At 34.0% G+C, this 26,752-nt stretch carries 29 protein-coding genes and 1 tRNA gene; 19 read left to right on the plus strand and 11 right to left on the minus strand.

Features of this window, described 5'->3' with window-relative positions:
• Nucleotides 1-149: 149 nt before the first annotated feature.
• The 7 genes from OH814_RS00615 to OH814_RS00645 all read right to left on the minus strand — a co-directional run bounded on the left by OH814_RS00615 (nucleotide 150) and on the right by OH814_RS00645 (nucleotide 4,310).
• Nucleotides 150-779, minus strand: coding sequence for a hypothetical protein (locus OH814_RS00615; protein ID WP_185145463.1), 630 nt, complete (start codon nucleotides 777-779; stop codon nucleotides 150-152).
• Between the two features lie 226 nt (nucleotides 780-1,005).
• Nucleotides 1,006-1,341, minus strand: a complete 336-nt coding sequence (locus OH814_RS00620) for a hypothetical protein (protein ID WP_228445030.1) — start codon at nucleotides 1,339-1,341, stop codon at nucleotides 1,006-1,008.
• Between the two features lie 93 nt (nucleotides 1,342-1,434).
• A complete protein-coding gene (locus OH814_RS00625; protein WP_123885127.1) occupies nucleotides 1,435-2,124 on the minus strand; it encodes an SCO family protein in 690 nt (229 codons plus the stop codon).
• The gene (locus tag OH814_RS00630) at nucleotides 2,111-2,386 is read right to left on the minus strand and encodes a YHS domain-containing protein (RefSeq protein ID WP_123885126.1); all 276 of its coding nucleotides are present in this window, start codon (nucleotides 2,384-2,386) and stop codon (nucleotides 2,111-2,113) included. The genes OH814_RS00625 and OH814_RS00630 overlap by 14 nt, the downstream gene beginning before the upstream one ends.
• A gap of 69 nt (nucleotides 2,387-2,455) precedes the next feature.
• A complete protein-coding gene (locus tag OH814_RS00635; protein WP_123885125.1) occupies nucleotides 2,456-2,815 on the minus strand; it encodes a hypothetical protein in 360 nt (119 codons plus the stop codon).
• Nucleotides 2,816-2,916: 101 nt separating this feature from the next.
• On the minus strand, nucleotides 2,917-3,243 hold the full coding sequence (locus OH814_RS00640) for a helix-turn-helix domain-containing protein (RefSeq protein ID WP_123885124.1): 327 nt from the start codon (nucleotides 3,241-3,243) through the stop codon (nucleotides 2,917-2,919).
• A 209-nt stretch (nucleotides 3,244-3,452) separates the two neighbouring features.
• Entirely contained in the window at nucleotides 3,453-4,310 is an 858-nt protein-coding gene (locus OH814_RS00645) for an AraC family transcriptional regulator (RefSeq protein WP_123885123.1), read from the minus strand.
• 186 nt (nucleotides 4,311-4,496) lie between these two features.
• Between OH814_RS00645 and OH814_RS00650 the strand changes: the two genes are divergently transcribed.
• From OH814_RS00650 to OH814_RS00660, 3 genes are all read left to right on the plus strand, one after another.
• Nucleotides 4,497-5,054 (plus strand): cysteine hydrolase family protein, encoded by a 558-nt coding sequence (locus OH814_RS00650; RefSeq protein WP_123885122.1) that lies wholly within the window; start codon nucleotides 4,497-4,499, stop codon nucleotides 5,052-5,054.
• 259 nt (nucleotides 5,055-5,313) lie between these two features.
• A complete protein-coding gene (locus tag OH814_RS00655) occupies nucleotides 5,314-6,426 on the plus strand; it encodes an LLM class flavin-dependent oxidoreductase (RefSeq protein WP_123885121.1) in 1,113 nt (370 codons plus the stop codon).
• A gap of 250 nt (nucleotides 6,427-6,676) precedes the next feature.
• On the plus strand, nucleotides 6,677-7,516 hold the full coding sequence (locus tag OH814_RS00660) for an MBL fold metallo-hydrolase (RefSeq protein WP_123885120.1): 840 nt from the start codon (nucleotides 6,677-6,679) through the stop codon (nucleotides 7,514-7,516).
• Nucleotides 7,517-7,593: 77 nt separating this feature from the next.
• On the opposite strand, the gene OH814_RS00665 is transcribed toward OH814_RS00660, so the two are convergent.
• Nucleotides 7,594-8,166 (minus strand): hypothetical protein, encoded by a 573-nt coding sequence (locus OH814_RS00665; RefSeq protein WP_123885119.1) that lies wholly within the window; start codon nucleotides 8,164-8,166, stop codon nucleotides 7,594-7,596.
• Between the two features lie 418 nt (nucleotides 8,167-8,584).
• Here OH814_RS00665 and OH814_RS00670 point away from each other — a divergent pair, with 418 nt between their 5' ends.
• The 15 genes from OH814_RS00670 (at nucleotide 8,585) to OH814_RS00735 (ending at nucleotide 21,843) form a co-directional block, all read left to right on the plus strand.
• Complete coding sequence (locus tag OH814_RS00670) at nucleotides 8,585-9,253, plus strand: HAD family phosphatase (protein WP_308826738.1); 669 nt, start codon at nucleotides 8,585-8,587, stop codon at nucleotides 9,251-9,253.
• Nucleotides 9,254-9,321: 68 nt separating this feature from the next.
• Nucleotides 9,322-9,951 carry a Crp/Fnr family transcriptional regulator gene (locus OH814_RS00675; RefSeq protein WP_123885116.1) on the plus strand — a complete coding sequence of 210 codons (630 nt, stop codon included), beginning with the start codon at nucleotides 9,322-9,324 and terminating at the stop codon, nucleotides 9,949-9,951.
• 75 nt (nucleotides 9,952-10,026) lie between these two features.
• Entirely contained in the window at nucleotides 10,027-10,818 is a 792-nt protein-coding gene (locus tag OH814_RS00680; RefSeq protein ID WP_123885115.1) for a sulfite exporter TauE/SafE family protein, read from the plus strand.
• 152 nt (nucleotides 10,819-10,970) lie between these two features.
• Nucleotides 10,971-11,534, plus strand: coding sequence for a YeeE/YedE family protein (locus OH814_RS00685; protein ID WP_123885114.1), 564 nt, complete (start codon nucleotides 10,971-10,973; stop codon nucleotides 11,532-11,534).
• Nucleotides 11,535-11,546: 12 nt separating this feature from the next.
• On the plus strand, nucleotides 11,547-12,029 hold the full coding sequence (locus OH814_RS00690; protein ID WP_123885113.1) for a DUF6691 family protein: 483 nt from the start codon (nucleotides 11,547-11,549) through the stop codon (nucleotides 12,027-12,029).
• A gap of 103 nt (nucleotides 12,030-12,132) precedes the next feature.
• Nucleotides 12,133-13,533 (plus strand): MBL fold metallo-hydrolase, encoded by a 1,401-nt coding sequence (locus OH814_RS00695; protein WP_308826739.1) that lies wholly within the window; start codon nucleotides 12,133-12,135, stop codon nucleotides 13,531-13,533.
• Nucleotides 13,534-13,587: 54 nt separating this feature from the next.
• The gene (locus tag OH814_RS00700) at nucleotides 13,588-13,854 is read left to right on the plus strand and encodes a thiopurine S-methyltransferase (protein ID WP_308826740.1); all 267 of its coding nucleotides are present in this window, start codon (nucleotides 13,588-13,590) and stop codon (nucleotides 13,852-13,854) included.
• A gap of 9 nt (nucleotides 13,855-13,863) precedes the next feature.
• Nucleotides 13,864-14,013, plus strand: a complete 150-nt coding sequence (locus tag OH814_RS20580) for a co-chaperone YbbN (RefSeq protein ID WP_123885111.1) — start codon at nucleotides 13,864-13,866, stop codon at nucleotides 14,011-14,013.
• A 136-nt stretch (nucleotides 14,014-14,149) separates the two neighbouring features.
• A complete protein-coding gene (locus OH814_RS00705; protein WP_123885110.1) occupies nucleotides 14,150-14,749 on the plus strand; it encodes a TlpA disulfide reductase family protein in 600 nt (199 codons plus the stop codon).
• Between the two features lie 1,338 nt (nucleotides 14,750-16,087).
• Entirely contained in the window at nucleotides 16,088-17,179 is a 1,092-nt protein-coding gene (locus OH814_RS00710) for a thiol-activated cytolysin family protein (RefSeq protein ID WP_123885109.1), read from the plus strand.
• A 20-nt stretch (nucleotides 17,180-17,199) separates the two neighbouring features.
• Nucleotides 17,200-18,660: a thiol-activated cytolysin family protein gene (locus OH814_RS00715; RefSeq protein ID WP_308826741.1), complete on the plus strand. Its 1,461-nt coding sequence runs from the start codon at nucleotides 17,200-17,202 to the stop codon at nucleotides 18,658-18,660.
• 9 nt (nucleotides 18,661-18,669) lie between these two features.
• The gene (locus OH814_RS00720; RefSeq protein ID WP_308826742.1) at nucleotides 18,670-19,266 is read left to right on the plus strand and encodes a hypothetical protein; all 597 of its coding nucleotides are present in this window, start codon (nucleotides 18,670-18,672) and stop codon (nucleotides 19,264-19,266) included.
• A gap of 769 nt (nucleotides 19,267-20,035) precedes the next feature.
• Complete coding sequence (locus OH814_RS00725) at nucleotides 20,036-20,386, plus strand: hypothetical protein (protein WP_308826743.1); 351 nt, start codon at nucleotides 20,036-20,038, stop codon at nucleotides 20,384-20,386.
• Between the two features lie 836 nt (nucleotides 20,387-21,222).
• On the plus strand, nucleotides 21,223-21,480 hold the full coding sequence (locus OH814_RS00730) for a helix-turn-helix domain-containing protein (RefSeq protein ID WP_123885105.1): 258 nt from the start codon (nucleotides 21,223-21,225) through the stop codon (nucleotides 21,478-21,480).
• 30 nt (nucleotides 21,481-21,510) lie between these two features.
• Nucleotides 21,511-21,843 carry a hypothetical protein gene (locus OH814_RS00735; RefSeq protein WP_228445026.1) on the plus strand — a complete coding sequence of 111 codons (333 nt, stop codon included), beginning with the start codon at nucleotides 21,511-21,513 and terminating at the stop codon, nucleotides 21,841-21,843.
• Between the two features lie 137 nt (nucleotides 21,844-21,980).
• On the opposite strand, the gene OH814_RS00740 is transcribed toward OH814_RS00735, so the two are convergent.
• The 3 genes from OH814_RS00740 to OH814_RS00750 form a co-directional block, all read right to left on the minus strand.
• On the minus strand, nucleotides 21,981-23,198 hold the full coding sequence (locus OH814_RS00740; RefSeq protein ID WP_308826744.1) for a site-specific integrase: 1,218 nt from the start codon (nucleotides 23,196-23,198) through the stop codon (nucleotides 21,981-21,983).
• A gap of 251 nt (nucleotides 23,199-23,449) precedes the next feature.
• Nucleotides 23,450-23,537, minus strand: a tRNA-Ser gene (locus OH814_RS00745).
• Between the two features lie 121 nt (nucleotides 23,538-23,658).
• Complete coding sequence (locus OH814_RS00750; protein ID WP_308826745.1) at nucleotides 23,659-25,368, minus strand: DUF4041 domain-containing protein; 1,710 nt, start codon at nucleotides 25,366-25,368, stop codon at nucleotides 23,659-23,661.
• Between the two features lie 191 nt (nucleotides 25,369-25,559).
• On the opposite strand from OH814_RS00750, the gene OH814_RS00755 reads away from it, so the two are divergent.
• Nucleotides 25,560-26,723, plus strand: coding sequence for an aspartyl protease family protein (locus tag OH814_RS00755; RefSeq protein ID WP_308826746.1), 1,164 nt, complete (start codon nucleotides 25,560-25,562; stop codon nucleotides 26,721-26,723).
• Nucleotides 26,724-26,752: the final 29 nt, after the last annotated feature.

A 26,752-nucleotide genomic window follows, 5' to 3' on the forward strand; every position in this document is an offset into this window, starting at 1 on the left:
CTTTTTTTTATATTTAATTTATACATTACGAATTAAATTATTTGATTTGTTGGATTTTGTTGATCTTGAAATTTCGTGTACTGATACCAAAAACTTAAAATTGACTATGTGATTGTTAAGTTATATTGATTCAGTTCTCAGCAATTAAATTAAAACAGAAGAAAACCTATGAAAATGCCATAACTGTTTTCATTGAATTTTTCCGGTCCGTAATAATCGATATTGGTTCCTAAACCAAATGTTACTTCTTTGTAGCTTACACCTGCACGAGCCATCAGATAGCTTCGGGTCTGCATATCGATAATGCTGCTATATTCATATAAGGCTTGAATTCGCGTGTACAAACGCCAGTTATTACTGATTTTCGGCTTGTATTCAACTAAGAACATTCCTTCTATATTGGTGTCGCTGGAGAAATCTATTCGGGAATTTGCGACGAATAACCAATCGGGGGTGGCTTTGCTGTAAATCAGTCCGGCAATCGGACGCATCCCTTTTACCGGCGTCACGTGAAAACCGGCGGCGAATTTCAGACCTTTTACAATCTCATAAGTAAGACTGGCTTGCGTCATATAATCATTCACTTTATCTTCACCCCATTCTCCTACCAAAGAAGTAACACTGAAAAAACCGAGTTTGGGGACGCTTTTTATTTTTTTATCAATAATCATTTGAAAAGCCAGACCGCGGTTGCTCCCTAAAACTTCTGTATTGATGGGAACACTTGATACAACGGCACTTGATTGATTCTGAGCTTTAAAACAATTAGATATTGTCATAAAACAGAGTAGGGGAAAGCTTTTTATAAAACTTTTTTTTAGTAGAGTATTTGAAATGGATTTCATTAAATTGTTTTGGTTGATTAAGTTTCTTTGTGATTTCAATCGGAATTATACCGTCTTGCGTAGGTTTTGCGCACGGATGATAATGGCAGACATTAATAATGTTGCTACTAGGTTTAATCTAATTGCTTAACAGTTCTCTTTTTTTAAGAATGAGAGTCAATTAAACTGAAGGTGGACGAAATATCTTTGAATGGTATTCGGAATGATAAGGATCCGTACAGAAAGTACTGATAGAGTCTTGATGAACACTATCGATGTCCGAGTGGGTAAATTTGAAATCTTCGGCAACCAAAAAAACATCAGTCGAAGGAACAGAGATTTTATGACCATTTTGAGTCGTCTGTTCCTGATTTGTTTTGGTCAATTCTTTGGATACATAGCATTTACCATTACACATCAGTTCAGGTTTTGCTTTGTTTTCACAAAGGTTTTCTACAATATAATCATAGTTTACTGCATAGTTTATCAGTGGCAATACAGGTCGCATTGTCATCATGAAAATGATTAATATGGAAACTAAATATTTCAGAATCTTAATTCAAAAAGTGACTGTTAATAGCTGAAAACCAGACTCAAATAGAATTTGAAATTATTTTAGAAGCTTTCTGATATCTTCAATCAGAAGTTCTCGGTCGGGATGGTATTGTCCTTTAAGATCCGTATTGAGTCCTTCGGGATCTTCATAATTCAGTCCTGAATAATAGAGGATAGGAACATTATTTTTACCGAAACGACATCTTATGTTTCCCTCCTGATCTACCAATGCAATCATACCACTGTGGTTCAGGCTTTCAGAATCGTCATCTTTATCACCGACATAAATATTGAACTGATCGGCAATTTTTCCGATATAGTCTCTGTCGCCTGTTAAAAGATGCCAGTTGGGAGATTTGATGCCAATTTTACTTTCATGAGCCTTCAAAATCTCAGGGGTATCGTTTTCAGGATCGATGCTGATAGAGATCACTCCAAGTTCAGGACTGTCGATTTCCTCCATTATGTGCTTCAGATTGCTATTCATAATCGGGCATATCGTAGGGCAGGTACTGTAGAAAAACTCTACCAGATACACTTTGCCCAGCATATCTTTATTAGAAGTTTTTTTATTGTTTTGGTCGGTCAGTTCAAAATCGGGAACTTTCATGACCGAGTACAATTCTTTTTTGAAGTATCCGGTTCCAAAAGAAATAACTGCAAACAGACCTGCAAAGACCAACGTAGGAACAACAAATTTTCGAATTGCTGAGTTCCTCTTTTCTGAACGATTATTTGGCTGCATATTTCTCTGGAGTTTTTTTGAATGTTTCTTTACAGCCAGATGAACAGAATCCGTAGATTTTATTTTTGTAAACTGCAGTATCTTTTAGATATTGAGCTGTTTTCATTTTACAGATGGGATCCTCTTCATTGATCACCTTCACATTTTTTATGTCGACGCCAGCGGTCATCGATTTTTTGTGGTTAATTTTAAATTCTTCTTCTTTTTTACAAGACGTAAGGGATAATGACAGCACTGCTATCAAAATTACTGTTGATTTCATTAGGTAAGATTTGTTAAATTTTGTTGAATAGTATTTTGAAAAAAATCAAAATACAAGTAATGCAATAATTTAACTGAAGAGCGGAGGATGAAAAATGGTGAAAATGTATCTTGAATGATACAAATTAATATATTCTGTAATGTATTGTACAGAATCAATGTATTCTGTTCCACCATCGAATGAAAAAATATCATTGGGAACAAAAATATCCAAACTAATCACTTTTACGAATGTTTGTGTGGACTGTTTTTCAGTATTTGAAAGTTCTTTTGCTAAAAAGCACTTTCCGTTACATGATAATTCGGGTTTATCTCTGTTTTCACATAAGTTCTCAACGATATAATCATAGTTGACTACATAGTTGTAGACCGGCATGATCGGCCGTACAGCAATGGTAAAAACAATAAATAAAGATAGTAGAAGTCTCATTAGATTCTGCGATGATAAAATTACTACTCTTTGGTCATATAGTAAGTATGAATATTATCAGTTGAAGTCGATTTATTTTTGATTTTGTGTTATATTATAAATTAAGCAAGATGATTAAGTCCAAATGTGGCTAACTGCTCAATAATGGGTAATGTGCTTAAGCCTTTTTCAGACAATGTATATTCCACTTTCGGCGGAATTTGAGGAAAAGATTTTTTTTGAACCAGTTCGTGCTCTATCAATCTATTCAATTCCTGAATAAGCATTTTTTCACTGATTCCCGGGATTTTACGCTTTAATTCCCCGTACCTTACTTTCTCATCATTGATCTGGTATAAAATCAATAAAGTCCATTTTCCGCTTAAAAGCTGAAGAGATTTTCGGACAGGACAGTTTTCGTCACAAATATTAATATCGCTTAAATTCATTGATATAACGTATTTCTTACCTTTTGGTATGTACCTGATTATGTGTAATGTACAGTTGCAAAGGTAAGCTAAAATATGCTATAGTCAAATTTCAGCATGAATTGAATGGAATCTTGTAACTCGAAGAGACAATTTATGTCCTTTATCAATGCTTCCCAATTGGTTAAATACGCAGCTTAAGAATTGTTATAAATCTGTTTGTAATAAGTTTACACCGTGCTTAGACTTTCCAGATATTCGGAGGTAGTCATTCCTGTCTGCATTTTAAAAAATCTCATCATATGCCCCGGTTCAGCGTAGTTCAAATCAAAAGATATTTCCGAAACTGTTTTATTAGAGTAAACCAATCTATCTTTTATTTCGGCCAATAAACGCTGTTTTAGAAGTTCTGTAGCAGTCACATTATATTGTTCCTTGACTGCCTTATTAAGGGTAATTCTGCTGATATTTAATAAAACGGTGTAATCTTCAATATTTTTTTTCTGACAGATGTGTTTCTCGAGAAGAGATTTATATTGTACTGCATAATTTTTATCGTCCTTCTCAATCATTAGATCATTAGCAGAGGCATACCGTCGATTTATGGTTTGTAAAAGATAGTACAGGATCGATCTGATAATGTGAACGCTGTCTTTTTTTGTGTGCACAAGTTCAGTTTTGATTTCTACCAGAAATTCATTGAACCTTTTCATTTCAGAATCACTCACATTGAGAAGTAACTCATGGTTGAGCTGATAAAAAAACAGCATTTTGTGAGTGAAAAATTTATCAGCAAAGAATTCATTGAGAAAGTCTTCCCTAAATATTAAAGTTTTGAACTCAAGTCCATCTTGCTTAATTTTCCAGGCTCTCTTTTGAAAAGCTGAGATAAATACGATTGAGTTATCGTGAATATTAATTTTGGTATCATTAATATGTACTGTACCCTGAGCTTTCGAAAAAAAAACAACCTCAAAATAGTCAGTATTGTGGACATCGGTCTGCAGATAGTTGATGGTTTCCTGATTCAGAATATTGATGAAAAAATCTACACCGCATTCTGTTTTGTGAAAATTGATTGTTTTCATAATAACTTTAAAGAATCAAAGATACAATGAAATAGTTATGATTAGAATGAAATGCGACTTAAACCGGATATTTCACTTTCCGATATATCATAATTTCCCTTATCAAAATGACATTTTTCCATAATCATTTGATATAGACATACATTCAATCAGGTGGTAATTTTGCGTTTTAATAAATATCTAATTATGAGCAAACAAGCATTAATTATCATCGATATCCAGAATGAATATTTTGAAAACGGAAATCTCACATTGGTCAATCCTGTTGAGGCAAGTCTGAATGCTGGTAAAGTTCTTGAGCATTTTCGTGCAAAAAAGTTGCCTATTGCACACATTCAGCATCTATCGGCTGATCCCGAAGCATTGCCGATTTTTGTAGAGGGAACGACTGGAGCTGAAATCCACGAAAATGTAAAACCCTTAGATGGAGAGCAAATCTTTCAAAAGTATTATCCAAACAGTTTTAGAGAAACTGGGCTAGGTGAATATTTGAAAGAAAACGGCGTGACAGAAGTAATTATCACAGGGATGATGACCCATATGTGTGTTGATGCGACTACTAGAGCAGCATTTGACTTTGGTTACAAGTGTACCGTTATCGGTGATGCCTGCGCATCAAAAGATTTGGAAATCAACGGAAAGACGGTAAAGGCCGATGATGTACATCACGCTTTTTTAGCAGCATTGGAATTTTTCTACGGAGAAATAAAAACTACGGACGAGTTTATAAATGCTGTTTCTTAATCAGGAGAAAACATTTTCTAACATTAGAAGAATATCCTTGACAATTATTTTGTTGAGGATTTTTTTAATTATACACGCAGGTCAATCCAAACAGCAGAGAACAACATGACGCATAAAGTGTGACTCAATCAAGGAATAGATTTCCGGAAAAATCATTTCTCTGCTGGCTTATCAAAATGGTATTTCTTATCTGTTTTTTGATATCGTACAAGTTTACGAACCGGGGTAATTTTGCACTATAATTTAAAATCAAGAGGTTATGAAAAATACAACAGCTGATAGAAATAAAAAAACTGCTTTTTCTCCACTGTTAAAACAAGGAAATGCACCTGTACCCCTATCAATTCTTGACGTGTCTACTACAGGAAAAGGTCATTCTGCTATAGAAGCCATAGAAACGAGTATTAAGTTAGCGAAATATGCAGACCAGCGTGGATTTGGTCGTTATTGGGTAGCAGAGCATCATGGAATGCCAGCCGTTTCTACTTCGTCGCCCGCTGTATTGCTATCCAGACTTATAGGAGAAACTCAGAATATACGGTTGGGATCTGGCGGGATGATGTTACCGAACTTTCCTCCATTGGTTGTTGCTGAACAATTCGGGATGCTTCAGGCGATGGCTCCCGGACGTATAGATCTTGGAATAGGACGTGCTCCCGGAACCAATGGGCTTACGGCGACAGCACTTCGCCGTGGTCATATAGGTGTGGAAGATTTTCCTGAGCAATTAGAGGAATTACTGCATTTTCTTGAAGACGATTTTCCGGCAGGAAATAAGTACAAAGAAAAAGTTTTTGCTGTTCCGGGACCCGGACAGGATAGAGAAAACGGTATTGAAAGATCTTTTGACGCGCCATCTGTATGGCTTTTGGGATCATCGGGATACTCAGCTCAGTTGGCGGGTAAATTAGGTTTGCCTTTTGCATTTGCGGCACAGCTGGCTCCGGAGAATCTGTCAATTGCTTTTGATCTATACAGGAAGAATTTCAGACCTTCAGAAATTCTGGATCAACCTTATACTATCGCATCATTTTCAGTATTTGCGGCGGACAGTGAAGAAGAAGCAAGAATCCAGACGCATTCTTTTTCGCATAGTATGCTTCGGATGATGAAAGGTGAATCGTACGTCATCCCTTCACCTGAAGAATTAAAAAATTACAACTATTCTGAATATGAAAGCTATGTGTTGGACAGCTGGAATCAAAAAATGATTCAGGGAACTGCCGATCAGGTCGTCGCCGGACTTAATGAGTTTCAAAAGATATCGGGAGCTGATGAACTGATGATCGCTAATTTGGGATATTCGCCAGAAGGTATTTTACATTCTGCTGCATTGATAGCAGATGCTTACAATATGCCTAATATATATTAGGAGAATATTTATATATAAGAGTTAAATCGATTCAAAGAGATTAAAAAAAGCATCATCTCGAATCATTCATTCAACATAATTAAAAGCGGTGAAATTTGGGAATATAATCAGGTTATCAAAATGGCAGTAAATCGCATCATTTAGATACCGTAAGGATATGTTCTTATTAAGACCTTTGCAGTGTAATCATTTCTGTAAAATCGTCGCTGAAAGAATTGAGATTATTAATAAAATATAAAAAAAGAATATTATGAAAAAAGTAATTGTAGCATTTGCACTGACACTGTCATCTATCTTTTCATTCGGACAGACAAAATCTGATACAAAACCCACTGTCCAGTTAGTTAGAAATGCGACCCTGGTCATTGACTACGCAGGAAAAAAAATATTGGTAGATCCTATGCTGTCTCCTAAAGGGGCCATTGATTCATGGGCGGGTATTCAAAAAAATCCTACGGTTGAGCTGACAATTCCTGTAGAAGAAATTGTGAAGGACATTGATCTTGTTATTGTAACCCATACTCACGAAGATCATTTTGACAAGCCTGCAAGCAGCACCCTAAAAAAATCTGTAGAATTGATCATGCAACCTGGCGATAAGGAATTTTTCAAAAAAGAGGGCTTTATTAATGCTACTGTTGTTGAGGGTCAAAAAGTATGGAACGGCATCACTATAAACCGTGTGGAAGGAAAACATGGTTCCGGTAAGGTGCTAGAAATGATGGGTAAAACATCAGGATTTGTTTTACAAGCTAAGAACCAACCTACGGTTTACATTGTAGGAGATACGATCTGGAATGAAGATATTAAAAAAGATATTGAAAAATTCAAACCCGATTATATTATTGTTAATTCTGGAGGAGCGTTGATAAAAGGCTTCGGTGACACACCGATCATTATGAATGAAATGCAGACGATGGCTTTGGTAGCCGCAAGTGGGAAAGCAAAAGTAATAGCAGTTCACATGAATGCATTGGATCATTGCTTTACGACCAGAGCCATTCTGAAAAAGAAAGCTGCTGAATTGAAAATCGGAAAAGATAAATTGATCATTCCTGAAGACGGAGAAAAACTGATTCTTTCTCTTTAGTGGTAAAGAATAAAATTGATCAAAACAAAAGATAAAACCTACTTTATTGAGTAGGTTTTATCTTTTTAATATTTTGGTTATTTTGCAACTTTGATCAAATTAATGTATTTCAATCCACATTCAGCAAACTTTTCATAATCGTTCATTGCGTTGCCATAGTTTTGAATCATAATTCCATTTTTATCCAATGATCCCTGAATCTCGTCAGGAAGAGAAAGATTCTTGTCAATGGCATTTCCCTCTGAATCTACCGCACCAATGTTTTTACTCCATTTTATATTTTTTAGCGTAACAAAATAGCCCTCTTTTTTCTTATCCAATGTTAAAGTAGCGAAGTCTGTACGTGTCTGATTATTCGTTATTAAATCATATTTTAATTTTCCTTCCGAATAATATAATTTCAGATCCATTTTACAACTGGCATTGTCTCTAGATTGATACAGTCCTTCGATATCAAAAAGCAGATCATTATTTTCAGTAATATTTTTTTGGGAAGAATCACGCTGTAAGCTATCATTTTGTTTTGTAAGCGAATCAGGTAAGGTTGCATTAACCCTTGCTGTATTTTCAATTTGTTTATCGTCTTTTTTAACGCAAGATTGTATTGCGAGTGTAAAAATGAGCGTAAAGATAATCGTGGCTTTTTTCATTTATTAAAAGATGTGTTGTGAAGATTTGTTTTATTTAATGGACATTTACCAACAAAGGTTAATGTTTTGAAAGTAATGCGGAAATTTTTATCAGTTAAATAGTTACGGATATTCAATGATGAAAGATACAGCCAAACAGCGAGAAATAAATTTTAATATTAAAAGATTCTCAACTATTTTGATATTTAGAAAAGAAGGCCTTTTCAAAATTCATTATAATAATAAAATAGGAGCGAAGGAGTGTAGAAAAGATGATACTTATCAAAATGATATTTAAATAAGCGGTTTTGGTATATCATAATCAATCCGTGAATTCTATTTTTGACTTAAATACACGTATTTATCAGAAATGGATATAAATTTTAGTAGATACTCAAAGTGATAAATTTTGAAAAATAGGTAAAGAATTGACAAAAATATGAAAAACAGTAAATTAGATCTCAAGGCGATCATTTTTGATATGGATGGGGTTTTGATCAATACAGAACCGCAATATGAAAATTTTTGGAGAACTGCTGCCAAGAAATATAATGTTTACTTTGAAGGCTTTGAAAAACAGATCCGCGGAATGACAGTAAAAAAAATATTTGAAGCACAATTCAGAGATATTGGGAACCTCGAGAAAGAGAATCTTTTAAAAGAATTTAAAGCATTTGAAGATCAGATGTCTTTTCCTGAAATTCCGGGAATTGCCACATTGTTACCGCATTTAAAAGAATCAAAAATAAAATTAGGATTGGTTACAAGCTCGGATCTGGAAAAATTAACCAGAGTCATCACACAAAAGAACTTAGATCTGTATTTTAATGTGATGATTACAGCCAACGATGTTGTTGACGGTAAACCATCGCCTGAATGCTATTTAAAGGCTGCCTATAAGTTAGGTGTCGAGCCCGTAAATTGTATTGTCTTTGAAGATTCTTTCGCGGGTATTTCCGCAGCGAGATCAGCAGGAATGATCGTGGTGGGAGTTTCTTCTTCACATTCAAAAAATGAATTAATGAGTGAATGTATTAATGTGGTCGGAGATTTCCAGAGAATAGGATTAAAAGAAATATTAGATTTTTATGAATCTGAAGAACTATAATCTGAGGTCTAAAGAGTTTTCTTATAAAATTAAAAGAGAATTTGGCTTAAGTTTACAATTTAATAATTATGGAAAACTCGGTATTGGCTTTGGAATTTAAATCATCAAGTGATTTGGTGCAAAAATTATATCAAAATGGTTTTATCAAAAAGTATCAGCAAGGCGATGTTATTTTAGATGAAAATGCATCAATCCGTGCAATACCGATTGTGATGAAAGGAATGATGAAGGTCATCCGGACTGAGGAAGACGGTAGGGAAATTCTTTTATACTACATCAAAGCCGGTGAAAGCTGTATTATGTCTTTCCTTGGCGGGATGCACGATGAGAAAAGCATCCTTAAAGCAGAAATTGAAGAGGAATCTGAGATCTTGTTTTTGCCTGTAGAAAAAGCATCTCTTTTTATGAAGGACTATCCGGAATGGGTAGATTATATTTTCCGGCTCTATCACAAGCGTTTTGAAGAATTACTGGACATCATCAATGCCATCGCTTTCAAAAAAGTGGATGAAAGATTACTACAACTGCTTGAGAAAAAGTCTGAAATTTCTCATTCTAAAACTGTTGTCACCACACACGAGCAACTTGCCAATGAGCTTGGTACAGCTAGAGTAGTGGTTTCAAGACTCCTTAAACAACTCGAAGATGCCGGTAAATTAAAACTGGGAAGAAATAAAATTGTTCTTTCAGATTCCTAATAACTTTCCTTATGTAACAAAAGTAGCGGTGCAGCAATTCTAATATTTCCATTTTTGCGTTATTAAAGTTAAAGTATGGAAATTTTTGGATATATCGCATCTGTTTTTATCGGGATTTCGCTAGGATTGCTGGGCGGCGGAGGAAGTATTCTTACAGTTCCCGTTTTGGTTTATCTTTTTGGGATTGATGTTTTTCTTGCGACAGAATATTCGCTTTTTATTGTAGGAATCAGTAGTTTGTTTGGCTCCTTTTCTTATTTTAAAAATGGTTTGGTCAAAATAAGAACAGCGTTGGTTTTTGGAATCCCATCAGTTATTTCTATTTTCCTTACCAGAAATTTTCTCTTGCCTCTGATTCCTGATCAGGTATTTTCTGTGGGTGGTTTTCTGCTAACCAGGAATCTGCTTTTACTATTAATCTTTGCAGCTTTAATGATTATTGCCTCCTATAAAATGATTCAAAAAAATGGGGAATCGAAAGTGAAAAATATCACATCCAAAAACAAGACACTTATGGCAGTAGGACAAGGTTCAGCTGTTGGAATCATTACAGGTTTACTTGGTGCAGGCGGAGGGTTTTTGATCATCCCGGCATTGGTCAATTTGTTGAAAACGCCGATGAAAGTCGCCATTGGAACTTCGCTGGTTATTGTTTCATTCAATTCTCTGATTGGATTTTTTTCATCAATGAACAGTGTTGATATCAATTGGAATTTTTTAGGGACTATTTCAGCAATTTCTATAATAGGAATTCTCATAGGTACTGAATTATCTAAAAAACTTGACGGCAAAAAGCTGAAACCTGTCTTTGGATATTTCATTCTCATAATGGGAATTTACATTATTATTAAAGAAGTCTTATTTTAAATTAATAAGCTGGAAGATAAAATTCTTATGTAACAAAAGTAGCTGTAGAAAAGAATGAGAACATCGAAATTTGTACTTGATAAAGAATCGGTTAAGAATCGTCAATACATACTTTCAAAATAAGTTTCAAAAATAAATTAAAAAAATAAGTAATGATAGAAATTATAAAAGAACCCTGGCCTTGGTATATTGCAGGTCCTTTGGTAGGTCTCACTGTCCCAATTTTACTGATCTTAGGTAACAAATCTTTCGGAATCAGCTCGTCTCTGCGGCATATCTGTGCAGCCTGTGTGCCTGCTAATATCAATTTTTTCCAATACGACTGGAAAAAGGAAATATGGAACTTGTTTTTTGTCTTCGGAATTTTATTAGGTGGATTGCTGGCGTCTCAATTTCTGATGAATCCTGGAGAAATTACCGTAAATCCAAATCTTAAAGCTGAATTGAGCGGCTACGGAATCACCGATTACAGCAATCTCGTTCCTGTTCAGTTGATGAATTTTGCGAATCTTTTAACTCTAAAAGGCTCCATCATTATGATGGGCGGTGGTTTTTTGGTGGGTTTCGGAACCCGCTATGCAGGCGGCTGTACAAGTGGTCATGCCATTATGGGATTGTCCAATCTTCAGTGGCCATCGTTAGTTGCGACGATTTGTTTTATGGCTGGAGGGTTTCTGATGGCAAATGTGATTTTACCAATTATTCTTTCACTTTAAATTTTAATTATTATGAAAAAAGACAATAATGCACTTCAGAAGAATTGTGTTTGTGTCAATGAAAATCCTTCACAGATTCATTGGTATCTTCAGATCAAATATCTCATTGTAGGAATTTTATTCGGAATTGTTTTCGTCAAGTCTGAAGTGATCAGCTGGTTCAGAATTCAGGAAATGTTCCGCCTGCAGTCATTTCATATGTTTGGCATTATCGGAAGTGCAATAGTTACAGGAATGATTTCGATCTGGGTGATCAAGAAATTCAATATCAAAACCCTCGATGGAGAACCCATTTCCATTGCGCCAAAAAAATTCAATAAAGGTCAAATCTATGGCGGGCTCATTTTTGGTTGTGGCTGGGCAATAACCGGAGCTTGTCCGGGTCCTTTATTTGCGCAAATCGGGACAGGATCATTTGCTGTGATTGTTACGTTACTAAGTGCTATTTTGGGAACTTGGGTCTACGGATATTACAGAGAAAAACTACCACATTAGAAGTAGATCGGCAGGTTTTCTATTGAGAGAAGCTTCGGTTTTAAAGAGTTTATTCTACACTTTCGTTTAAAATATAAAATTAAGTTTAATAAAAATAAAAGTTATGTTTTTTCAACATATTTACGATAAAAGCCTAGCGCAGGCAAGTTACCTGATCGGTTGTCAGGCAAAAGGCGAAGCGATTGTTATTGATGCAAAAAGAGATATTGATACCTATCTGCAGATAGCAAAAGAAAATAATCTCAAGATCACACACATTACAGAAACGCATATTCACGCAGATTTCCTTTCCGGCTCACGTGAACTAGCTGAAGTGACTGGTGCTGATCTTTATCTTTCTGATGAAGGTGGTGACTACTGGCAATATGAGTTTCCGCATACTGGTGTAAAGAACGGCGATGAAATAAAAGTTGGAAATCTGACTTTAAAAGTAATTCATACGCCTGGACATACCCCAGAAAGCATTAGCTTTTTGCTGACCGATCATCCGGCAGCAGATGAACCAGTTATGATATTCACCGGAGATTTTGTGTTTGTAGGCGATGTAGGAAGACCGGATCTTTTGGAAAAAGCAGCCGGATTCGAAGGAACTCAAGAAAAAGGTGCGAAAGAAATGTATCAGTCGGTACAGGATTTCAGCAGGCTTCCTTCATATATTCAGGTTTGGCCTGGACACGGTGCCGGTTCTGCGTGCGGAAAATCTCTCGGAGCTGTTCCAAGTTCTACCGTCGGTTACGAAAAGATCCGTAATTGGGCATTTCAGTATAAAGATGACGAAGATGATTTCATTGGCAATTTATTGGAAGGGCAGCCTGAGCCACCAAAATATTTTGCAATGATGAAAAAACTCAATAAAGTGGATAGACCTTTACTGACCGAAGTGCCTCAGCAAAGAAAACTTTCCAAAGAAGAATTTCTCAAAGCATATTCTGAAAATGTGACCATCATTGATACAAGAATTAAGGCAGATTTTGCAAAAGGTTTTCTTCCTAAGAGTATCAATATTCAGGGTAATAATTCTTTTTCGACGTGGATGGGTTGGATTTTAGATTACTCTGAACCATTTATTCTGATTGCAGAACAAGATAAGATGGATGATCTTACAAGAAAACTAATGCGAATAGGGATGGATCAAATGATGGGTTTCGTGGAAGATGTAAATGATTTTGGTCTAGATTTGCTGACTTCTGATATTATTGATATCAACGAGTTTGAAACCTATCTGAATCGAGACGATATACAGATTGTGGATGTGAGAAACAAAACAGAATATGAAGAAGCTCACATACAAAATGCGGACAATGTTTTTGTCGGCACTTTGGAAGACCATCTTGATGAAATTTCTAAAGACAAAACAGTGATCATTCATTGTCAGAGTGGTGATAGGGCAGCAATCGCGTATTCAATTCTAGGAAAAAACGGTTTTGAAAAAGTGAAAAATTTTTCAGGTGGAATGAAAGAGTGGGTGGTTGCAAACGGTGCAACTTCTAATTGTAAGATCTGAAATCACTAAATTGAAACAAAATAAAAAACATTAATATGAAAGATCATAAAGTAAATGACTTCAAGATGGGATGACCGATATAGCCAGGAAGAGTTTGCTTATGGTGAAGAACCCAATAATTATTTAAAAGAACAATTGTCAAAACTAACGGTTGGTTCCATTCTTTTCCCTGCAGAAGGGAAAGGGCGAAATGCCGTTTTTGCAGTCCATATGGGTTGGAATGTTTCCGCATTCGATATTAGTGTTGAGGGTAAATGGAGAAATGCAGATCTCCCGGAGATTAAAAAGTCTACCTCTGGAGGAATGAGTCTTGCACAGTAAAATGAATTATTGGATAGTGAAACTCTTTTTCTCGTTGATTTCCACGCAGAACAGTGCGCCCCGTGCAGAAAAATGGAGCCATACCTCAAAAAAATAGGATCTGAATGGTCGGACAAAGTAAAAGTCGTAAGAATCAATGCTGATGAAAACACTCAATGATGTAAAGAACTGAATCTTTCTGCACTTCCTGTTTTAAAATTAGACAAAAACAAAAATGTGATCTGGGAAAATCTGGGATTTGTCGAAGAAGCAGAAGTTAGAAAACAACTTTTGCAATAAGCATAATTATATAAAAATGGAAAAATTCAAGATTTGGCTCAGAAAAAACTGGAGCACTGTATTTTTCGTAGGAATATTTATTCTCCTCTTGGTAAGTCCAGGTGCAAAAGCTTGGCTGATGCGACAAATAATTTCTACAAGTCTATTGAATCCAAAAATTGAGAAAAAAAGTGTTGGAAAACCCTTAGAAGAAACTCCATCCGTCTCTGAAAGCTTTAGAGTAAAAGATGAAAACGGAAAGATCATCAATGTTTCTGAATTGAAGGGTAAGGTGGTGTTTATTAATTTCTGGGCTTCATGGTGTCCACCTTGTAGAGCAGAATTTCCATCAATTCAAAGATTTTACGAAAAATATGGAAGGAATAGTGAGCTCATTTTCCTCACAATCAATATGGATGAGGACTTGAAAGCCGGAAGAAAGTATCTTGGAGAGGAAGAATTCACGGTGCCATTTTTAATTCCAGATGGAAGTGTTTCAAAGGAATATTTCAGTGGTTCACTTCCGACAACCGTAGTTTTGGACAAGACTGGAAAAATAAGAATGAAACATGATGGAATGGCTGATTATAGTAAGGATTCTTTCTACGGACAAATCAATCAACTTCTAGAAGAATAGACATTTTAACAAGTTATATTTTATAATTTCTTAACTTAATCAAAAACATGTACTGAACTAATCCCATTATTGAGTATCAACAGATTTCTTAGGAGAAATACTGCATTTGCCATCTTGCAGATTGATATCTGCTTTTACATCAAATATACCAGAACTACTATATGTGTAATGAGCTTGCAACGAAGTTCATAAGGCCTCTCCAAAATAATCTACAACTTCCGCCTCATCTTTTCTACAAGAAGATATTGCTGAAAAAGCTAAGGTACTTTGAGGAGCCAATCACAAAACCTAATGTATGCTCAATGAGTTTAGCACTAAGATACTCCAAACATGTGTAATTCCCATAATAGTTCCATTATTTTTATTTAATCTGGAACACATTCCCCCAAAATAGTTCTAGAGCGGCTTATACAAAAAAAACATAGCAATAACTTTTTATACTTTAATATTTTAAGATGTGATGAATAGAGGGAAACTTAGAGTACTGAACAAATAAGCTGGCTAAATAATAGATCTCAAATTAATAAGGCCTAGAAACGAAGTATCTACGATGATAACCAAGACTAATTCTATAACTATTCGCTGTGCTTTTTGCAACTCCTAAGAACTTTGCAAGACCTATATCTGATAATTGATCTTCTTAAATCAACAGTTTTGTTGCTTTTTTTAAAATCTCTCATTTTCTACGTTAAAAATGCTCTATTTAAGATTGTTGCTACCATAAATTCAGTAAAGATTCCTAGCCCAGAAGAGTGCTTAATGAGGGACAATAGCTAAATTAATATTAGGTTTATTTCGATAAGAATTTAGATTGTGTTGAAAAATATAAAAAGGAAGTTATCTCATTGGAGATATCATAGCCTCACGAGAATCCTATCAGTTTGTCTAGAACGGCAGGTAAATTTAAAAGCAACTCGATAAAAAGATGCTTTTTTTTACACCTTAGATCCATAAAACCATAAAATAAATACTTGAATTCATACTATGTACTCTCTAATGAATTTTATAAATTTTTATTAATTCGATTAGCATTTCAAGAAAAAAACATATCATATATTTAATATTAAATCACAATGGTTGAAATGTCTTTAAAAACTGTAATTTTCTCTTTTTATGGCAAATCTGAATTATTTTAAAATATTTATTTTTTATTGTTTTCTAAAAAATTGAAATAACGATTTGTGTTTTTGTTTGAAAATTTGTCAAATCTTTATTTGCCAATTGAAATCAATCTAAAATTCACAATTGAATAATCACTAATTAGTGATGTTAAGAGATTTTTTCTTGCGTGGTTTACATTTAAAATATACATTTGTCGCTCCACAAGGAAATATTATTATGAAAAAAATCATTCTGCCACTAGCACTAGTAGGCCTTTTAAGCTTGTCCGTTACCTCTTGTAATGATGATCTAAATTCTGAAGTAAATCAGGAAATTCAAAATGAAGTGACAAAAACATTTGCTTCCAGAGGTATTAACCCAACAGTTGTCTTACCTTCAAAAAATTTAAACTACGACGAAATCTTTGTAGATGGAAAAAAAGTAACATCCAGTGCAAAAACAAGTACTGTTACTTTAAACAGTGATCAGATGGTTGTTACTGCACCAAATAAAACATTTATTGGAGGTGTATATAATTCCACAACATTGGATAATTTATCGTACACACCAATTACTTACCCTACAAAACCGATCACCGTTTCTTATTCTTTCCCTTCAGCTTATGTAGTTGATCAAATACAAAAGCCTTCACTTTCAAGTATGAGAGCTTCAATATTTAAGGCAATGAATGATGCTAACTTCAGTGGTCAGCAAATTCTTTCCTTTGATTACAATATTAAGCAGTTCTCTTATTACAGTGAATTGAAAATTGCTTTTGGAGCAAATGTAAACATAGGGGGAATTTTCAATATTGATATCAGTGGAAGCAATAACAAGGTGAAGAAAAATACCGGAATATTTGCGAAGTTCACTCAGAAGAATTTTACCATTGACATGGATATACCTGATAACGGTAATATATTTAAAAATGAATCTGATTTAGGTCTAGCTGCCCCGAATAATCCTGTTTATATTAATTCAATCACTTATGGTAGATTAGGGGTAATATCCTTGGAGTCAGACTATTCATATAACGAAACAGCTTTTGCCTTAAAAGCGGCCCTAAACGCAAAAATGGTCAACGGATCTTTAAGCATTGATGTTCAAAGTAAAAAAATTCTTGAAGAATCTGATTTGACAGTTTATATTTTGGGAGGTGTTGGTTCTGATGCTGTACAGGTTGTAACCGGATACGAAGGATTTATTAGCTTTATAGTTAGTGGTGGACAGTTTACCGCTCAAGCTCCTGGAGTTCCAATTTATTTCTCAGCTTCACATGCAGGAGACAACTCTGTATATTATACCACATTTACAGTAGAAAAAGATTAATGAAAAAATTTTTATATGTAATGGCAGTCTCGATGGCTACATTACAAAGTTGTGCAACAGATTCTCTGAACCGAGATAGTGAACAAATTTTAGAAAGAACCTCACAACAAGTTATTGATATAACATCATACGGTACATACCCTTCGTTTTTAAAAAATAGTAGAAGTAAAACAAACTCAATATTTGGAAAAACAGATGAAGAGGAATTTACTGAAACAAAAGAATTTGAATCTTCACAGTCTGTAGTTCTTCCCAATTTGGCAATGTATATTTTTCCGGGATCACTCTTAAAAGGTAATTCAATTCAGAATTTGGATTTTAAACCTATAAATGCTTCTGTAAAGCCAGTAACCGTTTCTCTTTCGATTCCCGCAATCAATAAGAAAACAGCTTTCACTATGAATAATCCGTCACTTTCTGCAACCAGACAGTTTGTGCAAGATTATCTTCAGACAGCCGACTTTACGCAAAATGGAACCTTGAGTTATAGTATTGAACAATTTACGTCTTATGACGAATTGAAGGTAGCGTTTGGTTCCAACGTAAACACAAGGTCTCTTTTTGGAAAAAACTCTTCATCAACGAATATTGAAGAGGGAATGATTTCAAAGCGAACAGGCTTTTATGTAAAGTTTTACCAAACATCATTTACCTTGGATATGGATCTTCCTAACGGTTCTTTGGTTAATGATACTAATCTAGATACCGGAGGTGTAGAGCCAGTATATGTAAGTTCAATTTCTTACGGAAGAATGGGGATACTTTCAATTGAAACGAATGAGCTGACTGAGACGGCCCGTACGATTCTAAATGAAAGTTTTAGTAAATTGTTTGTTAACGGGGAAAGTACTTTGACTCAGGAAGAGCGAAACTTTCTAGATGGGGCTGATTTCAATCTTTATCTAATAGGTGGAAGCGGTGTTACAGCTGTGCAATCTTTTCAAGGATATCAATCATTTGTAAATCATGTCGCAAAGGGAACATTTTCTAAAAGTCAACCTGGTGTTCCAATATTTTGCTCGTATTCATATTTAAACGATAATTCACAGGTAAAGACAACATTTAAGTATGACATTAGAAAACCTCCGGTATACGTACGTATGGCACATGAGAATATGGTAAGCAGTGGACGTAATAAAAACGTGGACGTTAAACTGTATTTCTATTCCAGCCGTAGTCATACTAACATGATAGCACCGCCGAGTATTAAGTTTACTATTGAAAAGAAATTAAAAAAGGGAATCAAAAGTGGTGCACCAACTTCTAATAACTGGAATTATACAGAAACTGTAGAACAGGTCACGCTACAAAACGCAGGTTTAAATACTGGAATGAGTCTTCCGAATCTTCCTTATCATCGAGAGCAGGGGGTATGTGTTCCCAGAGGCAGATTTCCATGCGAATATATTTCTAATTATGAAGAGGATTATACGTATAAATTGCTTCCAAGTACTAATAACACATATATCATAATTGATTAATTTTGTCCTATGAAAATATATATTTATTTAATCATTGCAGTTTTCACATGCTTGGCCTGTGAAAGCGATGATAGTGAAGTTACCACAAGTCCACCGCTTGCATCTGCAAAGATTAGTCTGTCTTTTAAAAATTATGTTGTAAATAATGTAAATTTATTTAAAGGCCCTTCGGGCAACTCAATAAATGTTACTGAAAGCTATATTCAGAATTATTGGACTCTTTACAAGGAGCCTTCATGGAAAAAAGTAGAAATTAACCTTGAAGAGATGAGCCTGACATTAATTACGGAAAATAGTGCAGATCTGAAATACAATATTTCTTTGAAGCAGGATTCTGTTTTCATTAAGGAAAATAATAATCTCGAATACTTGGGGGATTTTGATAAAAATACATCTTCTTTAAAAGTAAAAAGAGTTTTTAAGTACCTTAAAAAAGTGCCGTTAGATAACTCGCAAGCTTTATTTATTTCAAAAATAACAGGTTTTGGAATTGCTAACTACAGCAATGTTTTCCCCTCAGACACATTTACTAGCCCAAGCAATATGACTCAGACGGGGGATGAAGTTTTTTGGGCTAATGTGACATACAATTATAGTTTAAATTAAAAATTCATCGCTTTTAAACGAAAAACATATAAAAATAATATAATTTAAGTTATTGTAAAAAAGACTGTTTTCAAATTATGAAAACGGTCTTTTTTATGTATCTTCAGGAATATTAAACATATTTTATATTTGACATCTGAGATTAGAGAATCTTAAAGAGTTTAATACATTATCGTTTTTTGAGAATTGATTATTCAGTAAAAACATTTTTGCAATCATCCGAGGGTCGCAATTTTGAAACTCTTTACCTTCAGCAAAGCACAAACTTTTTTAGCCTCTTATGTTACGTTTATTTTTTGCGGTTAATGTCTAATTCATGTTTAATTATTGCAGACACTCTTTTCATTTTATAAGTAATTCAAAACAAACATATTTCTCGTTAAAACTAAGCAGACTTTCTCCAGTTTGACAGTTTTTCAAATTAGCTTAATTTAAAAACAAGATTATCACCAATTATTACTGTCTTGTTTATTATCGTTTTCTATATATACTAAATAATTTTTTGATTCGTAATGTAATAAGATTTGAAATGAAAGCATATGATCATCTGTAATTATATTAAAGAAAGATTGGATGAAAATAGGACTTTATTTTGCTTATTTCCGAAAAAAGACATTTATAATAATCCATTGCATAAATGAGTTGGTAAAACGGAGGTTAATGTAGATTTCGAGAATAAAGAGGTAAAAAGAAGAAGATAGGTGTCAAAAAATCTAATTCACTGTAATGTTATTTGTAAATTTGGCTAAAACTTTTAACCTATAAATTAATGTCTTACAAATCGAGATTTGACTCTTTAGGGCAGAAAGCACACCATCAAATAATAGCAACTAAAATTTCCAAAGAAATGGGTGAATTACGTTCACTCGTAGAAAAATCTCCTATTACGCCTAAACGATGGATTTGGGAATTGATTCAAAATGTAACAGATGTACATTTGGACAAAGGGGCTCAGATAAGAATAGATTACCAACCAGAATATGTCAGTTTTAAACACAATGGCATGCCCTTTACTGCAGATAATATTAGGTTTTTAATAGAACAGATATCACTAAAAGCAGAAGCAGGCCAGAAGAAGGTAAGAGTAAGACTACAGGAAAATTCGGCACATGATTTTTAACAACTCATTTATTGTCAGAAATGGGGTTCTGAAATTATTTATGAGAAGTCAAACCTAATTCCAATTGCTCACAATTATCTTTTATAGAGTTTGCCTAACTAATAGAGTGGGCTAAAAGCAACGATTTATATTAATTAAATTTCACCATATATTGGTAAATTCTACTAAAACTTATTTTTTTAGTTGGTGAACACAAGTGTATAATTTAATTGATATTTTAATAATTGACATCTTATATTACATTTTTCAAAATTTAAAAAATAATTTTGTCTTTGAAATTCTGTGCATTAATAGAATTTTCCAATCAAAAATGGCCTTTTTATTTGTGCGGAATAAAAAAGGTACACTTGGTTTATGTGTATGCAACTGATACTATTTTACCTTATTTTTTTTTACATGCACGTCTAAAATGATTATCAAAGAAGGCTTGAACGTATTGACACGTATAACAAAAAAAACGACATTTTCGTAACTCTACAACTGTTCCCAAGAAAGACTGAGATGCTCAGACAACTGAACTCTTTAAATTTAACCATTTTGTCAGAAACAGAAAACGCGATTGAGTATGTCATTGGATTCTTCAAAGTTTATAGATCGTGTTTCTGCTATCTCATTTTATTTGAAAAGGTGAGTGATGCACTTCATTTTTCTAATTGTTGAAGCTTATTACTCAAAAGTAATTATAAATTCCAGCTTGGTCTTATTTATTCTTTTTTAATCTTCAAATTTTTCAAATCATTCCAGAATGTTCTTAAGTAGACCATTTCATGGTTATACTATTGTTTACAATAGTTCGATAGCTCAACTTTGTAAAAAAAATTAGAAAATAAAAACTTATGAGAGTAAACCTTGTTACTAAAGAAGATCTTCAGGAGTTCAAGATTGAATTACTTGAAGATATCAAAACACTTTTTAATATTAAAAATTCAGAGCAGAAATTATGGTTGCGATCATCAGAGGTTAAAGAACTTTTGAAAATTTCCACCGGAACATTACAAAATCTTCGCGTTAATGGTAACTTATCTTTTACTCGCGTCGGAGGCACGTTATACTATAATTATAAGGATATAGAAAAAATGTTGAATAACAAATGATAATTTCTTAAATGCTCAAAATTAAGTAAAATGAATTATATAAAACATCTTACAGGCTTCTATGAGAAGGTGATTCAAGATGGCATACTTAATCCTACACATATTAGTCTATATTTTGCTTTGTTTCAATTCTGGAATTTCAATCGTTTCAGGAATCCTATAAGTATTTCCCGGGATGAAGTAATGAGAATCAGTAAAATAAATTCAAAAGCAACTTATCACAAGTGCCTAAAGAATCTTCATTCTTTGGGTTACATTGATTACCAGCCTTCTTACAATCCATTTATTGGAAGTAAAATCGTTATGCTTGATTTTGCAGGAGCATTAAAACCTGCAGCTAAATATAGAGAAAGAAAGATTTAGGCTTCTCAATCTAACTATATGGAAAGGATGTTCGTTAATCCATCTATCGCAATCTTACAGTATTTGGTAAACAATTCCATCTTTATAACAAGACGGAATTGTTGAATTATTTTTAGCTTGATTTTGATTTTATTCTACTATGTATCTTGAAGTTTGATTCTTAATGCCAACATATCATTGCTCACTTTCTGATCCAAAATCTTGGCGTAATGTTGTGTCGTTTTTATATTCGTATGTCCCAGCATCTTACTTACGCTTTCGATCGGAACACCATTGGACAATGTTATTGTGGTAGCAAATGTATGTCTTGCTATATGAAATGTCAACTCCTTAGTGATTCCACATACATTAGCAATCTCTTTGAGGTAGGAATTCATTTTCTGATTACTGAGTACAGGAAATAACACATTTAAATTTATGCATTCCGGATGGTCTTCATATTTTGAAATAAGTTCTTGTGCTAAAGGTAATAATGGAACTCTGGTTGAGGTATCGGTTTTCTGACGATGTGTAAAAATCCACTTGTCACCATCTATTCCAAAATTGACATGCATTTTCGATAATTTCTTTACATCAACGTAAGCTAGTCCTGTATAACAACTAAAAAGGAAAATATCCCTTACCTGACTTAATCTCTCTGACACAAATTCCTTTTCATAAACCACCTGAATTTCTTCTCTGCTCAGATATGGTCGTTCGACTATCTTGAGCTTCGCTTTATATCCAAGAAAAGGATCTTTACTGAGCCAGCCATTCGCCATACATAATCTAATGATCTTTTTGAAATTTTTAAGATACTTTACTGCCGTATTGTTTGCGCATTTACGTACGCTTCGAAGCCAAAAGTCATATTCATTTATAAAGACGTTGTCGATTTTTGTAATGTCAATATCAGAGGTTTTGTATTTCCAGTTCAGAAATTCCTGTGTGTGCTTCAGAGAGGTTTTATAACGCTCCAAAGTTCCCGGAGCAAAATCCTGACCAACCAATGCTTCAACTTTATCATTGTGGTCTTGAAAAATAGGAATGAGCGTCCGGGTTGTAATGTCGGTTCCAAGCAGTTTGGATTTTAAACTTTCTGCTGTTACAAAATCTTCTTCTTTCAGCATCAGATAGTGAGAATCGTAAACTTGTTGTTCCAAAGTTTTAAGATAGTTGTTCAGTGTTTTGGCTTCTAATGAATTGCCAACTGCTTTATGGGCTTTATGATCCCATTTCTTTGGATCGATATACCTTTTAGCAGTAATGTCAGCTGCCTTGCCATCTATCGTGATTCGTAAATAGATGGGAGCGGTTCCGTTTGTTCTGATCTTATTCTTTTTTATAAAGAATAACAGGTTGAATGTTTTGTTCATTGTGTGGTAACTTTAATTGTTTAATAAATTACTTTTTGTTACCACTTTTTGCAAGATGTACAATCATTAGACTGCCTATTGGTCGGGTTTCCCTGAGTTTTTCGTGACCCATTTTAAATTTTTTAGGATGGGTCACTAAATAGGACATTTAAATAGTGACCTATTTAGGGTCTTTTTGATACTATCGTTAAAACAAAAAACGCTGTAAACATTGATGTTTACAGCGTTTTAGCTTATTTTGGTTCCCCAACTGGCGGAGAGAGAGGGATTCGAACCCCCGGACCTGTTACAGTCAATAGTTTTCAAGACTATCGCAATCGACCACTCTGCCATCTCTCCAAAAACTTCGATTGTATCGTTGTTTTCAGTGGTGCAAATATAAAACGTTTTTTTATTCCGACAAAGAAAAAATTGAAAATTATCGTAATTTTTCGCTAATGCTCAAACAATGAATTGGTTATCAAACAGAAACTTCTTCAATGATTTCTTCATAGCTTACGGGATCTGCTGTTTTCTGATAACGTTCCCATTCTGCTTCGAGGTTTTTATCGGTTTTCATTTCTTCCTCCAGCTTCAGCGTTTCTCTATATTGCTTTGCTTCTGCCAAAAGTGTCCATTTACAATTGATTCCGATAGTTTCAAGATGACTTTTCAGATCACTTAAATTAAGTCTGAAAAATTCTTTTCTAGGATTGATTTTATTAAGTTGATTTTTAAGAAACTGCTTATGCAACTGCCTTTCCAAAGCGGGAGCATCCTCTGAATAAATCATTGCGTGTACATCAAACTCAAACGGAACACTTGCATCTCCCAATTCACGAACGCGGTCTAAAGGCTCCAAACGTCTCGTCATCCCAATTTTATAAACGTGCTCTCCAAAAGAACCGATGTTTGAGATCACATATACATTTCCGGTTTTTGTCTGTTGAGCCATTGAGATAGCTCTTTGATTTTTTTCTTCTGCCTGCTCTAGTTTTCCTTGTAGCTCCTCAAGTTTTTGCTGAAACATAGCTTTTTGTGCTTCATTGGCTATGGAAACTTGTGCTTCGGCTTTTTCAATTAAACGTTTTAAAGTTTGTTCCTCTTTTTCGGCATCTTTTATTGCTTTTTCAAACTCCTTTCGGGCTTTCTCTTCTTCACGGATCTGTTCACGAATTTGCCTTTGCTCTTCGAGTTCCGTTGCCCGTAATTCCTGTGCTACAACTGCCCATTTAAGTTCTTCAAGCCTCGCCTGGTGATAAACATCTGAAATTCTTGCATTCCTGAAAGCTTTTCCGTTAAAATTGACCAACTGAAAAGCATCTTCGATTTTCTGTTTCAAAATTCCATAATTATCTTTTCTCACGGTTGACAAAATAGAGTCTACCTTTCCGTTGTAAGCATCAATCACAAAATCTACAGCCGTTTTTTTTCTTTCATTGTCCATATATTCACAGATTCCGGCTTGTCGATTGACGATCATCATTTTATTATTCTGACGGAGCTTTTTAAGATTTTCACCTGCGTCTTTGTGACTGAAATCTTCAGCAAGTTGATCAAGAAGCGTGTAGCTCGGCACAAGATATTCGTTTCCGTACCCTTTAATAACGTTTTTCATTGCCTGGATTCTGCTTGCAATTTCATCAGCTTCTCTAAGGCTTCTATATGCATCGCCGCCAATAGTTTCTGCTTTGTTTTCAGCCTGATCGATGATCCTTGTAGATTCTCGTACTGCATTTTCATACAAAAGTTCAATTTCTCTCTGCTTCTTTTCGCTCAGCTCTTTAATGTTTCTTCGTGATTCTTTTGCGCTTTCCTGAGCTTCAGATAATTCGAGATTACCTCTTTCTCTCAGTTTTTCATAATCTTTCTGAGCTTTTTTAAGCAGATATTCACATTCAATTTTTACATCGATAATGTTTTGATATTTGCTTAGCTCAGCAATTTTATCTTTTAATTCCCGATTGGTAATCTGAATATAAGACAAGTCTTTTTTTGCAGACTGAAGGTTTGTTTTTAAAGAATTATTTTCATTCTGGTATTTTAATATTTCAGATTGAAACTGATTAATAATTTTTGTTAAATCATTAATTTTAAGGTCTTTGTTTTTAATTTCGGTCTTTAGTTTATTAGATCTGGTGTAGAAATACACAGCCAATCCAACCAAAAATAAAATGAGAAAAATTTCCATGGTTATTCGTTTTATGTTGCAATAATAAGCAAACCATACACACTTTTTTTACGGGAAACCGTATTTGATTTAAATTAAAAGTAAGGCGAAAAGAAAATGATTAAAATGTTTGAAGACAAAAGCTTGTAATCTATTTAATGCAATCATTTGGCTGTATCGGCGATAAAATACTATTTTTATAGAAAATAAATATGAAAAAATATATACTCGCTGTTTTAATACTATTCACAATTACAGTTTCAGCACAAGGGAAAAGATTTTTCGAAAATGGTGAAGCCGAACTGCAGAATTCTGTTGAAAAAATTAATCTGACGTATACCAACGAATTACCTTTTGTAAAAGTAAATATCAACGGGAAAATATATCAGTTTCTTTTCGATAGTGGTGCTCCGACTGTGATTTCTACCTCAATTTACAGCGAGCTCAATCTTAAGAAAAAACATCGCAGTAAAGTCACAGATTCCAAAAAAAATAAACAGGAACAGATTTTTACGGTAATACCCGAAATGAAAATTGATCAAATCACTTTCAAAAATATTGGTGCTATTGTGATGGATTTAAAGGGAATTGAATTTGAGTGCCTTAAAATTGATGGCATTATTGGAGCCAATCAAATGGCAAAACTTTTCTGGAGAACCAATTATTCTGAAAACTTATTGGAAGCGACTAAAGATCTGACAAACTTTTCCAAAGAAGGCTATGAAACGGTATTTTCTTTCGATCCTAAACCCCAAAAAACGCCTGTTATAAAAGCTCATATTTTAGATAAAAAGATAAATCTTACTTTTGATACCGGCTTTACAGGGACCTTTAGAATTTCTAACACAGAATATGATCCCACAAATACTACAGTAAAATCTATTGAAACGTACGGAACTGCTTCTGTAGGAGCTTTTGGAGCAGGAAAACAGGAAAGTTCCTATTATTTTAAACCAGAAAAAGTTCTTTTGGATGAACAAAAATTTGAAAATGAAATTGTTTCTACCGGATCTTCAAGTCTGCTTGGAAACGAATTTTTGAAAAAATTCAGATTTATAATGGATTGGAAAAACAATAAAATATATTTAAATAAAATTAAAAATTATCCCGCAAAATTGGAATCTTTCGGTTTTGGATACCGATTTATCGATCAAAAAGCAAAAGTTGTATTGCTATTTAGCGGAAATGATGTTCCTTTGAAAATTGATGATGAAATTCTGAGCATTAACAACGTAAGTTTAGAAAATCTGGATAAAGATTCTGTTTGTAAATATCTGCAAAATCGCATAGAAAGAGATCATAATTCTATTGATGTAAAGGTGAAAAGAGACGGAAAGGTTTTAGATTTTACAATTACTAAAAAAGAATATTTGTGATATCATCCTTTATTCACTCTTAATTATTT

The sequence above is a fragment of the Chryseobacterium sp. CFS15 genome (assembly GCF_031118795.1).
Classification (GTDB): domain Bacteria; phylum Bacteroidota; class Bacteroidia; order Flavobacteriales; family Weeksellaceae; genus Chryseobacterium; species Chryseobacterium indoltheticum.

Coding starts and splice junctions, on each gene's coding strand:
- OH814_RS00615 (WP_185145463.1), bottom strand. CDS start 779: ATGACAATATCTAATTGTTTTAAAGCTCAGAATCAATCAAGTGCCGTT.
- OH814_RS00620 (WP_228445030.1), bottom strand. CDS start 1,341: ATGATGACAATGCGACCTGTATTGCCACTGATAAACTATGCAGTAAAC.
- OH814_RS00625 (WP_123885127.1), bottom strand. CDS start 2,124: ATGCAGCCAAATAATCGTTCAGAAAAGAGGAACTCAGCAATTCGAAAA.
- OH814_RS00630 (WP_123885126.1), bottom strand. CDS start 2,386: ATGAAATCAACAGTAATTTTGATAGCAGTGCTGTCATTATCCCTTACG.
- OH814_RS00635 (WP_123885125.1), bottom strand. CDS start 2,815: ATGAGACTTCTACTATCTTTATTTATTGTTTTTACCATTGCTGTACGG.
- OH814_RS00640 (WP_123885124.1), bottom strand. CDS start 3,243: ATGAATTTAAGCGATATTAATATTTGTGACGAAAACTGTCCTGTCCGA.
- OH814_RS00645 (WP_123885123.1), bottom strand. CDS start 4,310: ATGAAAACAATCAATTTTCACAAAACAGAATGCGGTGTAGATTTTTTC.
- OH814_RS00650 (WP_123885122.1), top strand. CDS start 4,497: ATGAGCAAACAAGCATTAATTATCATCGATATCCAGAATGAATATTTT.
- OH814_RS00655 (WP_123885121.1), top strand. CDS start 5,314: ATGAAAAATACAACAGCTGATAGAAATAAAAAAACTGCTTTTTCTCCA.
- OH814_RS00660 (WP_123885120.1), top strand. CDS start 6,677: ATGAAAAAAGTAATTGTAGCATTTGCACTGACACTGTCATCTATCTTT.
- OH814_RS00665 (WP_123885119.1), bottom strand. CDS start 8,166: ATGAAAAAAGCCACGATTATCTTTACGCTCATTTTTACACTCGCAATA.
- OH814_RS00670 (WP_308826738.1), top strand. CDS start 8,585: ATGAAAAACAGTAAATTAGATCTCAAGGCGATCATTTTTGATATGGAT.
- OH814_RS00675 (WP_123885116.1), top strand. CDS start 9,322: ATGGAAAACTCGGTATTGGCTTTGGAATTTAAATCATCAAGTGATTTG.
- OH814_RS00680 (WP_123885115.1), top strand. CDS start 10,027: ATGGAAATTTTTGGATATATCGCATCTGTTTTTATCGGGATTTCGCTA.
- OH814_RS00685 (WP_123885114.1), top strand. CDS start 10,971: ATGATAGAAATTATAAAAGAACCCTGGCCTTGGTATATTGCAGGTCCT.
- OH814_RS00690 (WP_123885113.1), top strand. CDS start 11,547: ATGAAAAAAGACAATAATGCACTTCAGAAGAATTGTGTTTGTGTCAAT.
- OH814_RS00695 (WP_308826739.1), top strand. CDS start 12,133: ATGTTTTTTCAACATATTTACGATAAAAGCCTAGCGCAGGCAAGTTAC.
- OH814_RS00700 (WP_308826740.1), top strand. CDS start 13,588: ATGACTTCAAGATGGGATGACCGATATAGCCAGGAAGAGTTTGCTTAT.
- OH814_RS00705 (WP_123885110.1), top strand. CDS start 14,150: ATGGAAAAATTCAAGATTTGGCTCAGAAAAAACTGGAGCACTGTATTT.
- OH814_RS00710 (WP_123885109.1), top strand. CDS start 16,088: ATGAAAAAAATCATTCTGCCACTAGCACTAGTAGGCCTTTTAAGCTTG.
- OH814_RS00715 (WP_308826741.1), top strand. CDS start 17,200: ATGGCAGTCTCGATGGCTACATTACAAAGTTGTGCAACAGATTCTCTG.
- OH814_RS00720 (WP_308826742.1), top strand. CDS start 18,670: ATGAAAATATATATTTATTTAATCATTGCAGTTTTCACATGCTTGGCC.
- OH814_RS00725 (WP_308826743.1), top strand. CDS start 20,036: ATGTCTTACAAATCGAGATTTGACTCTTTAGGGCAGAAAGCACACCAT.
- OH814_RS00730 (WP_123885105.1), top strand. CDS start 21,223: ATGAGAGTAAACCTTGTTACTAAAGAAGATCTTCAGGAGTTCAAGATT.
- OH814_RS00735 (WP_228445026.1), top strand. CDS start 21,511: ATGAATTATATAAAACATCTTACAGGCTTCTATGAGAAGGTGATTCAA.
- OH814_RS00740 (WP_308826744.1), bottom strand. CDS start 23,198: ATGAACAAAACATTCAACCTGTTATTCTTTATAAAAAAGAATAAGATC.
- OH814_RS00750 (WP_308826745.1), bottom strand. CDS start 25,368: ATGGAAATTTTTCTCATTTTATTTTTGGTTGGATTGGCTGTGTATTTC.
- OH814_RS00755 (WP_308826746.1), top strand. CDS start 25,560: ATGAAAAAATATATACTCGCTGTTTTAATACTATTCACAATTACAGTT.